Source organism: Indolivaga capnocytophagoides, assembly GCF_036511535.1.
Taxonomy (GTDB): Bacteria; Bacteroidota; Bacteroidia; order Bacteroidales; family Dysgonomonadaceae; genus Dysgonomonas_A; species Dysgonomonas_A capnocytophagoides.
Genome location: NZ_AP028867.1, coordinates 4325430 through 4338566 on the forward strand (window position 1 = coordinate 4325430; position 13137 = coordinate 4338566).

The window sequence follows — 13137 nt, forward strand, 5'->3', positions numbered from 1 at the left end:
AAAGGCAGATTATATTAATCTGCCTTTTTTCTTTGTCCGTTCATATAGAGTATCCTCCAGCTTGATAAGCTCGTCCCGGTATTGGGCAGCTTCGAGAAATTCAAGTTTCTTAGCGGCTTCCGACATCATTTTTTTCATCTTCACAATCGCCTCTTTCAAGTCGTCTATACTCTGGTATGTATATGTCCCTTTCGGTTCAGCTGCGATAGAAATACGTTCAGGTTCAATGTAGGCTTTCGATTCTCCATCCGATCCTCTCAGATTCAGAGCCGATCCTTTGGCTTTTTTTATCTGTTGGGGAGTTATACCGTGTTCTGTATTATATGCTATCTGTATTTCTCGTCTGCGATTAGTTTCATTTATGGTTAATTGCATACTGTCGGTCATTTTATCTGCATAAAATATAACACGGCCATTAACATTACGCGCAGCACGCCCTACTGTTTGGGTCAGAGAGCGATGCGAACGTAAGAATCCTTCCTTATCGGCATCCAGTATTGCAACAAGGGAGACTTCGGGTAGATCCAGCCCCTCACGCAAAAGATTGACACCTATAAGCACATCAAATAATCCGTTACGCAGGTCGTCCATGATCTGCACACGATCTAAAGTTTCAACATCCGAGTGAATGTAGTTGCACCTTATTCCGTTATTTGTCAAATACGAGGTCAGCTCTTCAGCCATACGTTTAGTAAGGGTTGTGACCAGAGTTCGCTCGTCTTTTTCTATTCTGATTTGGATCTCTTCCATCAGATCGTCAATCTGGTTAAGACTTGGCCTGACATCAATCGGGGGATCTAATAGTCCTGTTGGACGTATCAATTGTTCCACCACAACACCTTCCGATTGTATGAGCTCATAGTCGGTAGGTGTTGCACTCACATATATAACCTGCTTTGCAAGAGCTTCGAATTCTTCGAATTTCAAAGGTCTGTTATCTATTGCAGCAGGTAATCTGAATCCGTATTCCACAAGGTTCTCTTTCCGTGAGTGGTCGCCGCCGTACATGGCTCTGATCTGAGGGAGTGTAACGTGGCTTTCATCTATCACAATAAGGAAATCGTCCGGAAAGAAGTCCAGCAAGCAGAAAGGGCGTGTTCCCGGAGGTCGGTTGTCAAAGTATCTCGAATAGTTTTCGATACCCGAACAATGCCCTACTTCCCGTATCATTTCTACATCGTAAGTAACCCTTTCATAAAGCCGCTTAGCCTCCAATGGCTTACCGATAGACTGAAAAAAGTCAACCTGCCTGCCCAGATCTATTTGTATTTCATCAATAGCGCGGTTTATTCGCTCTTTGGTTGTTACAAAGAGATTTGCGGGATAAATGCGGTATTCATCGAATGATTCCAATTTTACTCCACTTTGAGGATCGATACTTTCTATCGACTCAATATCTTCATCCCAAAACATAACACGGATGATAATCTCGGCGTATGCGAGATAAATATCCACAGTATCACCTTTTACTCTGAAGTTTCCATGTTCGAATTCAACTTCGTTACGGGAATAAAGGCAGTCGACCAAAGAACGGAGAAAGTTATCTCTATCGAGTTTTTTCTTTTTAGAAACTAATATTGTATTGCTTTTGAAGTCTTCGGGGTTGCCCATGCCATACAGACAGGATACAGACGATACTACTACAATGTCTTTACGACCTGATAGTAAAGCGGATGTGGTTGATAAACGAAGTTTTTCTATTTCTTCGTTTATAGACAAATCTTTTTCTATATATGTATTAGTGGATGGGAGGTATGCTTCGGGTTGATAGTAATCGTAATATGATACGAAGTATTCAACGGAATTATCAGGAAAGAAACCTTTAAACTCGCTATATAGTTGTGCCGCCAGAGTTTTGTTGTGGCTCAAAACTAATGTAGGTTTATTGATCTGATTGATAACATTTGCGACGGTAAATGTTTTACCTGATCCTGTAACCCCCAATAAGGTTTGGAACGGAATATGGCCTTCAACCCCTTCTACTAGCGACTTTATCGCAGCAGGCTGGTCTCCGGTTGGTTTATATGCTGATGTTATATTGAATTTCATGTGCGTACTACTAAGTAACAGAAAGTTTTTGATGATCTATTTTAAAGCGATAACCTGCTCTTGCTGTTATGCTCGTAAGTCAATAAAAGGTCTGAGACCTTAAGTATACAAAGTTACGTATAAATACACAAACAGCAAGAACCATGCCTTGCTGTTATTCAATATCTTAAAGTTAAATAAGTGATATCGGTTTTTGGTTGATTGCTTCCCCAAAAAAATGAGAACGTTTGTAATCTTAGATTATAAAGCCTAAGACCCAGTAAATACCTCCCGCCATTGCGGCACTTATGGGGATTGTTATTATCCATGCCATCAACAAGTCTTTGGTTACGCCCCAACGGACAGCCGCAAGACGTTTTACAGATCCTACACCAATGATACTACCGGTGATAACATGTGTTGTACTAACAGGTACATGTAGTTTTTCGGTAATAAATAATGTGGTAGCACCTGCCACTTGAGAGCAAAAACCTTCCAATGGGGTGATCTTGGTAATTTTGTTACCCATTGTTTTCATGATTTTGAAACCTCCCGCCATTGTTCCAATTGCAATTGCCGTGAAACAGGCTACAGGAACCCAAAAGTGAAGATCCTTATTAATGTCTGTGGTGTAAAAGAAATGATGGATATTGGGATCTGCTTTGGTTGCCGCTATAAGAGCAACTGCAATAATACCCATAACTTTTTGAGAATCGTTCAGCCCGTGGCCTATACTAAGCATAGCGGAAGATAGCAATTGAAGCCTTTTGAACCATTTGTCAGCTTTGCAAGGTTTGATTTTCCTTGCAATGTGCAAAGTCAAAAGTGTGATAATATTACCTCCGACAATACCGATCAGCGGTGCAACAAATATGAATAGGATAATCACGCCTACAGTATCAAGGTGTACAGCCTGAAGTCCGAATCCTGCGATTCCGGCTCCGGCAAATCCTCCGATCAGAGTATGAGAAGAGGACGAAGGGATACCAAACCACCAGGTGATAAGGTTCCATGCGATAGCAGCTATTAACCCTGCAATAACAACATGAGATGTGATGAATTGAGGTTCTACAGTTTTCGCCACAGTATCAGCAATACCAAATTCTCCAATAATATATTTAGCAATGAAGAGTGCCACGAAATTAAAAAATGCAGCCCATAGTACAGCTTGACGGGGTGTAAGAACTTTTGTCGAAACTACCGTTGCCACTGAATTGGCCGCATCGTGAAAACCATTTATGAAGTCAAAAATGAGCGCGAGGATTATTATAATTATAAGTAATGTCATCGATCCGCTTTTTTATGAATATTTGATGATGATAGTTTTTATAATCTTACCTACAGCTTCTTGCGTATCTGTTGCTTTTTCGAGCTCATGCAAGATGTCTTTCAGTTTGATAACCTCTATAGCATCTTTTTCGTTTTCGAATAAGTCTATAAGGAAATGTTCATATACATCATCTGCTTTTGACTCTATTTCATGTAGCTTCGAACAATATTCGGTTACAGTTGCCGGAGTCTTTTTCAATACATCCAATTCGTCTATCGCTTTGGTGAGGCATTCGGCTGATTCTCTTACCAGTTGAGCTAACAATCTTGCACTTTCGGGCATTACTTTGGGGCTGTACAGCATAATTCTTTTAGCACAACTGTTGATGTGGTCTGTCACATCATCCATTGTGTTTGACAATGCATTAATGTCCTCTCTGTCGAATGGAGTGATAAAGGTGTTGTTTAACTCTTCAAAGATCTTGGCTTGTAGTTTATCGCCTCTGCGTTCCTGATCTTTTACTTTTTTGTAGAGCTCTACTGCTTCTGCATGATTTTTTGCTTGTACACAAGCGATAATCAATTCGGATGCTGATAAAATCACATCAGCCATTTGGCTTAGTAGAGGAAAAAATTTGTTTTCTTTTGGAACAAATCGATCGAAAAAATTATTCTTCATATATGTAGAATCCTATAAATGTAGATATCTGGTTTTTCGTACAACACAAAGATAATTCAAAAAAATAAAAAATTAAATTTTTTTTAACATCAAAGTAAACAAAATGTAATCTTAATTGTTGGTTGAACTTTGCAGTAAGCTGTGTAAACTGTGATTATGTAACTATTGATGCTGTTTTAGTCGCTTCTTTAAGTTGTTGACCGGATATAAAACAATTAGTCCTCCTATAATGCTTACTGTAATAAATACGAATAGAATATCCGTAAAAATAACTTCCACAGGATATGAATCGACAATGAATGCTCCGGGAGTCTGTCCTAATTTAAGTATTCCGAAGTGCTGTTGAATAAGGCATAATACCAATCCTATAACAATGCCGGCTATTGCTCCCGACATGGATATGAGCCATCCTTCAATTTTAAAGATACGGGTGATAAGGTTGTTTTCGGCTCCCATATTCCGAAGGATATCTATATCTGCACTTTTGTCAAGTATAAGCATCGATAAAGAACTTACAACATTAAAGACCGCAATGATAAGAATAAAGGACAAAATGAGAAAGGTAACCCATTTTTCGATATTAACCATACGGAAAGAGTCGGCCTGTTGTTCAAACCTATTTTTTACTATGAAGTTATCTCCCAGTTGTTTCTGAATTTTTGATTCTGCATCGTTCGACGATACATTCTCTTTTAGTTTGATGTCGAGCGAGGTCACTTCATTGTTATATCTGAATAATTCACGGGCAAGGTCTAAAGAAACAAGTATAATCTGATCATCGTATTTAGCTTGATTCAGAGCAAATACTCCTGCCGGATAGGTATATGCTGTGGTAAATGCATTCGCGGGATTGGCCAGCTGTATTTTTACGTCGCGCTTTGGTGAATAAATCTCGATTGGAGTAATGTTGTCCGTTCTTAAACCTAAGTTGATAGCTACCCCGATACCTGCAACACAAAAATCGACATCGCCTTCGCGGAGACTGAATTCTCCACTTGTAACTAATCTTTTTGTATCGACCATTTCTTTGAATTGATCCGACACACCTTTGATAAGAACCGGATCTTGGCGCTCTCCGTATTTTACAAGCGCATTGTCTTCAACAGTTTCTGACGCAACGGCTACTTCCGGCAAGTTTTTAATCTTTTGAAAAATAGCGGATGATGCGTCAAATACTTTACCTTTTGCCGGAATTATCTGCAAATCCGGATCCATTATACTGAAAGAGTCTGACACCAGTTTCGTAAACCCATTGAATATAGATAGAGTACATACCATAGCCATAGTCGCAATTGCTATTCCGCATACCGATATCATAGATATGATATTGATTGCGTTATGCGATTTTTTAGAAAACAGGTAGCGTTTAGCTATGTAGAAGGAAAGGTTCACTCTTTATCTTCGTTCTTATTATCATTATTTAAGAGACGGTCTATATTCTCAAGATAATCCAGTGAATCATCAAGATAAAAAGCCAATTCGGGTATGATGCGGAGTTGTTTTCCTAACCTCTGGCCAAGGTCGAACCTCAAGGCTTTTACATTTGCTTTGATATTAGTCAAAAGTTCTTTTCCTTTTTCGGACGGGAAAATACTCAGATATGCTTTGGCTATACTTAGGTCGGGACTTATTCTTACCGCACTTACAGATACAAGTATCCCTTGCATACCTTTGGTCTGTAAAAGAAATATTTCGCCGAGCTCTTTTTGTATCAGCCTGTTTATTTTTTGTTGTCTTGTTGTTTCCATTTATTATTGGGTATTAATGTTGATTCTCTCAGTGGAGAATCTTGTATTCGAAAGACAAAGATACAAATCTATTTTATCAGTAAGTAATAGAACGTATTTTATGATGTATTTCGAAACAATAATCATTTGCTGTTGTTCTCCTTGAGTAGTCAATAAAAAGGTCTAAGACCTTTATTTTTTCCAAATCAAAGTCAATCCGTCTCTCATCGGTAATATAACCTTTTCTATTCGGTTGTCTTTTGCGATCATGTTGTTAAACTCTTGTATGCCTATTGTTTGTTTATCAGTGTGATGCGGTGTCTCCAGAACTTTACCATCCCAGAGGGTGTTGTCGGCTATTATCAATCCGCCCGGTCTTACTTTGTCGAATATAAGATCATAATACTGGCAGTAGTGACGTTTATTGGCATCAATAAATACCAGATCGAACGTTTCGTTCAGAGTCGGAATAATCTCGAGTGCATCACCTATGTGCAGATGAATTTTATCTTCGAGTTTCGATTTATGGAGGTGTTTCATGATGAAGTCTTCCAATTCGTCGTTGACCTCTAATGTGTGTATCTCTGCATCATCGGGAGCTCCTTCTGCCAGACAAAGCGTTGCGTATCCGGTGTAAGTTCCTATTTCGAGTATTCTTTTGGGCTGAACCAAACGGCAAAACATTTTTAGTAACCGTCCCTGTAAATGTCCCGATAGCATTCTCGGACGTAGCAGGTTGACATGAGCGTCTCTGTTCAGATTTTTTAGAAGGTCGCCTTCTTCGTCTATATGTTGGAGTATATACTCTTCTATTGAATCGGTCATATTAATCTTAGATACATAAAAAAGAAGTGGTAATAATTAATTACCACTTCCAAATATAAGATTTTCCTAAAGAATTCTGATTACTCAACAGGAACGAAATATTTGTCACCTGCTTCAAGTACGCTTCCTACTTTTTCTATTTCAAGGAATGAAGTTCCGCCTTTACCGTCAGTGAATGAACCGCTAAGGTAAGTCACGAAATCGTCAGCATGAAGAGCTTTAGCTTCAGCAAGTTTTTTCATTGCTTTCAGGAAGTACTCTTTGTGTTTGTTTGTTGTGTAACCGGTATCTTCTTGGAAATGAGCTGATACACCGTAGCAAACAGAAAGTTGACGAGCAGTTTCTACATTGCTGCAGAATGCGTAAACTGGGCTTTTGCTGCGGAATGCAGCAAGAGTACGAGCTGTACGGCCTGTAACACTGTCAGTGATAATTGCTTTAACTCCTAACTGGCTGCAAGACTTAACGGCTTGTTTAGCAAGGAATGAAGTTCTGTCGTATTCTGAATCTTTGAAAGGTACAGGGATATCTTTTTCTTCCAATTTAGAGATTTCTGCAGCACGAGCTACCTGAGCCATTGTGCGAACAGCTTCTACCGGATATTTACCATATGCGGTTTCACCACTCAACATCACAGCGTCAGTTCCGTAATATACAGCATTTGCGATATCGGCAACTTCTGCGCGTGTAGGACGTGGATTTTCGATCATAGTGTGCAACATTTGTGTAGCAACGATAACCGGTTTTTTGTATTCGATAGCTTTACGGATAAGCAGACGTTGGATTCCTGGGATGTTTTCCTGAGGAACTTCGATACCCAAGTCTCCACGAGCAACCATTACGCCATAAGCGTGTTCATAGATTTCGTCGATATTGTCAACACCTTCCTGATTTTCGATTTTAGCGATAATCTTGATGTTGCTGTTCTGAGCGTCAAGTATTTTTTGTACATCCAACACGTCTCCTTTATGTCTCACGAATGAGTGAGCGATAAAGTCAGCTCCGTATTTGATTGCTATTTCGATACATTTTTTATCTTTTTCTGTAATAGAAGGTAACTGAATGCTTACTCCCGGTATATTAACGCTCTTGCGGCTACCGATAGTTCCGTCATTTTGAACTTCTACAAGAAGATAATCGTTTGTTTTTTCTACGACTTTAAGTGCAGTTTCACCATCATCGATAAGAAGAACGTTTCCTACAGGCACGTCTTTAACGATACTTGGGTATGAAACAGAAACTTGTTCAGGAGTCGATTTTACATTGATATCACCGATAACTTTAAGTTTATCTCCTGTTTTAACAACAATTTTCTCACCGCTTTCTGTTGCAGTAGTACGGATTTCAGGTCCTTTAGTATCCATCATGATACCAATAGTGTTAGACACTGCACGTACGTTGTTGATAACCTGAACAAAACCTTCTTCAGTCATGTGAGCTGAATTCATTCTCACAACGTTGATTCCTTCAGCATATAGCGATTTGATGAAATCAACATCACAACGCATGTCTGAGATTGTTGCAACAATTTTCGTTTTCTTAAACATAAAACTAGTTTTTAATATATTATGTAATAGTAAATTCTAATAAGGTCTCTGACCTGTTTCCATTTTTTTTCTCTGGCTAAAGACAACGATAATGTCGAAAGTTATCGTTGCTCTTTATTATAAAGAGGACGAAGCCTAAATTAATTTTGCATTCCGTACAAAGTATTCAATCGCCAATTTGTAAGATTCCAATCCTAATCCCACAACCGAGCCTTTACATGCAGGTGCTATCATCGACTTATGTCTGAACTCTTCACGTGTATGTATATTCGAGATATGTACTTCTATTACGGGAGTGGTTATAGCTTTTATCGCATCGTGTAATGCAATGGATGTATGGGTGTATGCTCCGGCATTGAGGACAATACCGTCGTATTCAAAACCAACTTCATGTAGTTTATCTATCAATGATCCCTCGTGGTTTGATTGATAGTAAAATAATTCGCAAGAGGTCTGGTAAGCCGACACTAAATCATGGTAATATTCTTCAAACGAAGTATTACCATATATAGTCGGTTCACGTTTTCCCAAAAGATTGAGATTTGGACCATTGAGAACTAATACCTTCATGAATAATAGCGTTTTAGTAATGCGGGCGAATTTCGAGAATCCTTCAACAAAGATAATTATTTTTTGTTGATTGCTAACTACAAAAATAGAGATTTAGAACGAAATTCGTATTATATATAAGTTAAAAAAAGAACCGCAGTCTGTATGTATATAAGATACTGCGGATTCTTTTTGTTTCATAATACAAAAAATGAAAGAAGTGCTTCCCTGTTTTAACAGGCTGTTGCTATCCTGCTTGGCAAAGCCTTAAGCAGAATGATTCTTTAATATGATCTTTTGTCTATACCTTCTATGTAATTCAGAAATGCAGTATTTACCATTCTGTTTCCTCCGGGAGTAGGATAGTCTCCTGAGAAATACCAGTCACCGTTGTTATTAGGGCACGCTTTATGTAGGTTCTCGATGCTTTGGAACACTATCTCTACCTTGGCTTCGGTGCCTGCAGGAGTCAGCATTTCTGCCATCTTGCCGGATATTTCTTCGTCGGTAAAAGGTGCGTATATTTCTTTTACATAATTGATAATCTCTTCTTTTGGTTTATCTTTTTGCTCAAGCGACTTGCGGTATACTTCATCTATAAGATTTTTCATACCTCGGTCTTTTAACAATTCGATTGCTGCTCTGAATGCCGCGAATTCGCTCATTCTTGACATGTCTATCCCGTAGCAGTCCGGATATCGTATTTGAGGAGAAGAAGATACGATCACGATTTTTTTAGGATGAAGTCTGTCAAGCATTTTTATAATACTTTGCTTCAAAGTTGTTCCTCTGACAATACTATCGTCAATCACCACAAGGTTATCTTCATACGGACGTATCGAGTCGTATGTCACATCATATACGTGAGCGGCAAGGTCGTCTCTACCCTTGTCTTCTGCAATAAAAGTACGTAGTTTGATATCTTTGATGACAACTTTCTCAGTACGGACTTTCATTGCCAGTATACGAGCCAGATCTTCGTCTGTTATATTGTCTTCTTTTTCCTTTATTTTGCGGAACCTTACTTGCTGCATATAGTTTTCGAGTCCTTGTGCCATTCCGTAAAAGGCTACTTCGGCAGTATTGGGTACAAAAGAGAATACAGTGTTACGAAGGTCGGAATCGATTGATTTCAGTATATCCGGAAGAAGGAGTGTTCCCAGTTCTTTCCGCTCTCTGTATATGTCAGCATCGGAACCTCTGGAAAAATAAATGCGTTCGAAAGAACATGGAGCATAGTTTTCCTTTCGTTCCATGATCTGAGGGAATAATACCGAGCCGTCTTTTTTTACGACAATGGCTTGTCCGGCAGGTAATTCTTTAATATCGGCAACGTCCATGTTAAGGGTTGTCTGGATAACAGGGCGTTCGGATGCTACCATTACTATTTCGTCATCCATATAGTAAAACGCCGGACGTATTCCCCACGGGTCGCGAAATACGAAAGAATCTCCGCAGCCTATCAGCCCGCCGATAACAAATCCGCCATCCCAGTTTTTGCTGGCACTGCGAAGCATAAAGGGGATATCCAGATTCTTTTCTATTATATCGTTTAATTCCTGTCCTTTTACTCCGGTTTCTTTTCCGTATTTATCGAATTGGTATTGAACTTCCCTGTCGAGATGATGTCCCAATGACTCGAGAAGAACGAATGTATCGGCATAGTCGCGTGGATGTTGTCCTTCTTTAACCAAATCGGCGAATATTTCATCAACATTGGTCATATTGAAGTTTCCCGCTAGAGCAAGGTTTCGGGAAGCCCAGTTGTTTCGTCTCATGAACGGGTGTACGTACGATATCCCGCTTTTTCCGGTTGTACTGTACCTGAGGTGTCCTAAAAAAAGTTCACCGGCGAATGGCAAATTAGATTTTGCATAAGCCGGATCATTCAATTTATCGGATGGTATTTTTTCGTAGTTGCCCAGAACATTCCCGAATATTTCGGATATAGCTCCCGAGCCGGTAGCTCTTTCTCTGAATATAAATTCGTTGCCTGGGGTTGCATCTAGCTTTACAACAGCTAATCCTGCGCCTTCCTGCCCTCGGTTGTGTTGTTTTTCCATCAGCAGATACAGCTTGTTCAGTCCATATCGCCACGTGCCGTATTTTTCCTGATAATACTCAAGTGGTTTTAATAAACGGATCATTGCGATCCCGCATTCATGCTTTAACGCTTCTGTCATTGCAGTGTACTTAAAGAAAAATAAGTATTTATAGATAAATTTCCCTTCGGAAAACTATTACAAAGATAATGCGAAAATCGGAGCATGAAAGAGAAATTATCTTAATTAAATGTTTCAGACCTTTTTATTATATTGCAAAGCATTTTTAAAAATAATGCTGTTTTTTTGTAACCTAATGAACCCATTGGTTGTCTATTTAATAAACAATTGTAAAATATCTCGAAAAAATAATCAACAATGTGTGATATTTCTATTTGTTTTTAGACATATAGGGAAATATCTGTTGATAAAGTTCACGAACATCTATAAATAAGGAAAAGTGATAACGATAAAAAATCTGAATAAAACCTACTACGGAGGCGCACCGCTTCATGTATTAAAAGGAATTGATCTGCAAATAGACAGGAGTGAATTTATCTCGATAATGGGATCTTCGGGTTCCGGTAAATCTACCTTGTTGAATATTCTGGGAATACTTGATACATATGATACTGGCGAGTATTATCTGGATAATGTGTTGATAAAAAACCTCAGTGAAACCAGAGCTGCCGAACTGAGAAATAAGAAGATCGGTTTCATCTTTCAGTCATTCAATCTGATAACGTTTAAGAATGCGATGGAGAATGTAGCCTTACCTCTATATTATCAGGGAGTAAGCCGTAAAAAACGTAATTTGCTGGCAATGGAATATCTCGATAAGATGGGGTTGGCAGACAGAGCCGAACACTTGCCGAATGAATTATCCGGAGGGCAGAAACAGCGTGTTGCCATTGCCCGGGCATTGATTGCCCAGCCCCAGATCATTCTTGCTGATGAGCCAACCGGAGCTCTGGACAGTAAAACATCTCAGGAAGTGATGGATATTCTGCGTCAGGTAAATACAATAGATGGCATTACCATGATTATTGTAACACACGAACAGGCCGTGGCGGATGCTACGGATCGGATTATTCATATCAAAGATGGTATAATAGGTTCGATAGAGGTAAAGAAATAAGGTCTCAGATCTTTTGATTAAATCAGTAAACGGGTAAATATTTAAATCTATGTTAGATTTTGACTCACTACGGGAAATAGGTTCCACGATAAAGAAAAATAAATTAAGAACTTTCCTTACAGGCTTTTCTATTGCTTGGGGGATATTCATTCTGATCGCTTTGCTTGGAGCCGGTAACGGACTGAAGAATGGTATCACTTCGAATTTTTCGAGGAGAGCCAAGAACGCAGTCAGCGTATGGCCGGGATCTACATCCAAACCCTTCGAGGGGCTGCCGCTCGATAGGGTTGTCAAGTTTGATGATAAGGATCTGGATATGCTCAGATATAAAATACCGGGAGTAGACCATGTATCGGGGCAGATATACCATAGTTCCATATTGTCCAACGGAAATAATTACGGTACGTGGAATATGCTGGGTGTACATCCGGATGCTTCATATATAAATAGTATAGATATGTCGACCGGAAAAGGCCGCTTTATCAATGACCTGGATATTGTGAAGCGGCGAAAAGTGATTGTGATAAATACCGAGATAGCAGATATTCTGTTTCCTAATACAGATCCTCTCGGAAAATTTGTGATAGCCAAAGAAGTGTCTTATATGGTTATAGGTGTGTATAAAGATAATACGGGACGGACTAATATCCCATCGTACATTCCTTTTTCCACAGCGCAATCCATTTACAGTAAAAATTATGGAACGGATAGGCTCGACTTTACTATTAAGGGCTTGACCACGGTAGAGCAGAATGAAGCCTTCATAAAAGAACTGAGAGCGAAACTCGGTGCGCTTCACCATTTCGATCCGGAGGACGAAGCTGCCATATCTATATGGAATACGGCTGAAGATGTTGCTCAAACCGAAAATATATTAAATGGAATAACATTCGTCATATGGATTATTGGTATTTGTTCGCTGATATCCGGTATTGTCGGTATTGGTAATATTATGCTGATAACTGTCAGGGAACGGACAAAAGAATTTGGTATTCGTAAAGCGATAGGAGCAAGTCCGATATCGGTATTGAATCTGGTACTGCTGGAATCTATCGTAATAACCACAATTTTCGGTTATATAGGTATGATGTTCGGTATAGGACTGATGGAGCTGATCAATCATGGAATGGAGAGTGCTGCTTCTGCCGCTTCCGACACCGGCCCTACGGTATTTAAGAATCCTTCGGTCGATTTAGGGATTGTGATGATTTCTACCGGTATACTTATTGTTGCCGGAGTGATAGCCGGAAGTATTCCTGCGATAAAAGCAATACGTATAAGCCCTATCGAGGCTATGAGAGCTGAGTAAGAGGCAGATCTTTTTATAAAAAAT

Annotated in this window: 11 protein-coding genes; 2 read left to right on the forward strand and 9 right to left on the reverse strand. The window is 39.3% G+C overall.

All coding sequences use genetic code 11. The annotated features are described in order from the left end of the window. Nucleotides 1-9: 9 nt before the first annotated feature. The 9 genes from uvrB to AABJ51_RS17480 all read right to left on the reverse strand — a co-directional run bounded on the left by uvrB (nucleotide 10) and on the right by AABJ51_RS17480 (nucleotide 10807). On the reverse strand, nucleotides 10-2049 hold the full coding sequence (gene uvrB, locus AABJ51_RS17440) for an excinuclease ABC subunit UvrB (RefSeq protein WP_338373601.1): 2040 nt from the start codon (nucleotides 2047-2049) through the stop codon (nucleotides 10-12). A gap of 235 nt (nucleotides 2050-2284) precedes the next feature. Beyond that, nucleotides 2285-3316: an inorganic phosphate transporter gene (locus AABJ51_RS17445; RefSeq protein ID WP_026627187.1), complete on the reverse strand. Its 1032-nt coding sequence runs from the start codon at nucleotides 3314-3316 to the stop codon at nucleotides 2285-2287. 12 nt (nucleotides 3317-3328) lie between these two features. Continuing rightward, nucleotides 3329-3976: a DUF47 domain-containing protein gene (locus tag AABJ51_RS17450; RefSeq protein WP_338373602.1), complete on the reverse strand. Its 648-nt coding sequence runs from the start codon at nucleotides 3974-3976 to the stop codon at nucleotides 3329-3331. A gap of 162 nt (nucleotides 3977-4138) precedes the next feature. Beyond that, nucleotides 4139-5368, reverse strand: coding sequence for an ABC transporter permease (locus AABJ51_RS17455; protein ID WP_338373603.1), 1230 nt, complete (start codon nucleotides 5366-5368; stop codon nucleotides 4139-4141). After that, the gene (gene rbfA / locus AABJ51_RS17460; protein ID WP_026627184.1) at nucleotides 5365-5724 is read right to left on the reverse strand and encodes a 30S ribosome-binding factor RbfA; all 360 of its coding nucleotides are present in this window, start codon (nucleotides 5722-5724) and stop codon (nucleotides 5365-5367) included. The genes AABJ51_RS17455 and rbfA overlap by 4 nt, the downstream gene beginning before the upstream one ends. A gap of 171 nt (nucleotides 5725-5895) precedes the next feature. Continuing rightward, nucleotides 5896-6528, reverse strand: coding sequence for an O-methyltransferase (locus AABJ51_RS17465; RefSeq protein ID WP_026627183.1), 633 nt, complete (start codon nucleotides 6526-6528; stop codon nucleotides 5896-5898). Between the two features lie 80 nt (nucleotides 6529-6608). Further along, nucleotides 6609-8075 carry a pyruvate kinase gene (pyk, locus tag AABJ51_RS17470; protein ID WP_338373604.1) on the reverse strand — a complete coding sequence of 489 codons (1467 nt, stop codon included), beginning with the start codon at nucleotides 8073-8075 and terminating at the stop codon, nucleotides 6609-6611. A gap of 135 nt (nucleotides 8076-8210) precedes the next feature. Further along, nucleotides 8211-8645: a type II 3-dehydroquinate dehydratase gene (gene aroQ, locus AABJ51_RS17475; protein WP_338373606.1), complete on the reverse strand. Its 435-nt coding sequence runs from the start codon at nucleotides 8643-8645 to the stop codon at nucleotides 8211-8213. 263 nt (nucleotides 8646-8908) lie between these two features. Continuing rightward, nucleotides 8909-10807, reverse strand: coding sequence for an amidophosphoribosyltransferase (locus AABJ51_RS17480; RefSeq protein ID WP_134437156.1), 1899 nt, complete (start codon nucleotides 10805-10807; stop codon nucleotides 8909-8911). Between the two features lie 319 nt (nucleotides 10808-11126). On the opposite strand from AABJ51_RS17480, the gene AABJ51_RS17485 reads away from it, so the two are divergent. Together AABJ51_RS17485 and AABJ51_RS17490 are read left to right on the forward strand one after the other, a co-directional pair. Continuing rightward, complete coding sequence (locus AABJ51_RS17485) at nucleotides 11127-11804, forward strand: ABC transporter ATP-binding protein (RefSeq protein ID WP_026627179.1); 678 nt, start codon at nucleotides 11127-11129, stop codon at nucleotides 11802-11804. A 49-nt stretch (nucleotides 11805-11853) separates the two neighbouring features. Then, on the forward strand, nucleotides 11854-13113 hold the full coding sequence (locus AABJ51_RS17490) for an ABC transporter permease (RefSeq protein ID WP_338373608.1): 1260 nt from the start codon (nucleotides 11854-11856) through the stop codon (nucleotides 13111-13113). Nucleotides 13114-13137 lie beyond the last annotated feature (24 nt).

Coding starts and splice junctions, on each gene's coding strand:
- uvrB (WP_338373601.1), bottom strand. CDS start 2,049: ATGAAATTCAATATAACATCAGCATATAAACCAACCGGAGACCAGCCT.
- AABJ51_RS17445 (WP_026627187.1), bottom strand. CDS start 3,316: ATGACATTACTTATAATTATAATAATCCTCGCGCTCATTTTTGACTTC.
- AABJ51_RS17450 (WP_338373602.1), bottom strand. CDS start 3,976: ATGAAGAATAATTTTTTCGATCGATTTGTTCCAAAAGAAAACAAATTT.
- rbfA (WP_026627184.1), bottom strand. CDS start 5,724: ATGGAAACAACAAGACAACAAAAAATAAACAGGCTGATACAAAAAGAG.
- AABJ51_RS17465 (WP_026627183.1), bottom strand. CDS start 6,528: ATGACCGATTCAATAGAAGAGTATATACTCCAACATATAGACGAAGAA.
- pyk (WP_338373604.1), bottom strand. CDS start 8,075: ATGTTTAAGAAAACGAAAATTGTTGCAACAATCTCAGACATGCGTTGT.
- aroQ (WP_338373606.1), bottom strand. CDS start 8,645: ATGAAGGTATTAGTTCTCAATGGTCCAAATCTCAATCTTTTGGGAAAA.
- AABJ51_RS17480 (WP_134437156.1), bottom strand. CDS start 10,807: ATGACAGAAGCGTTAAAGCATGAATGCGGGATCGCAATGATCCGTTTA.
- AABJ51_RS17490 (WP_338373608.1), top strand. CDS start 11,854: ATGTTAGATTTTGACTCACTACGGGAAATAGGTTCCACGATAAAGAAA.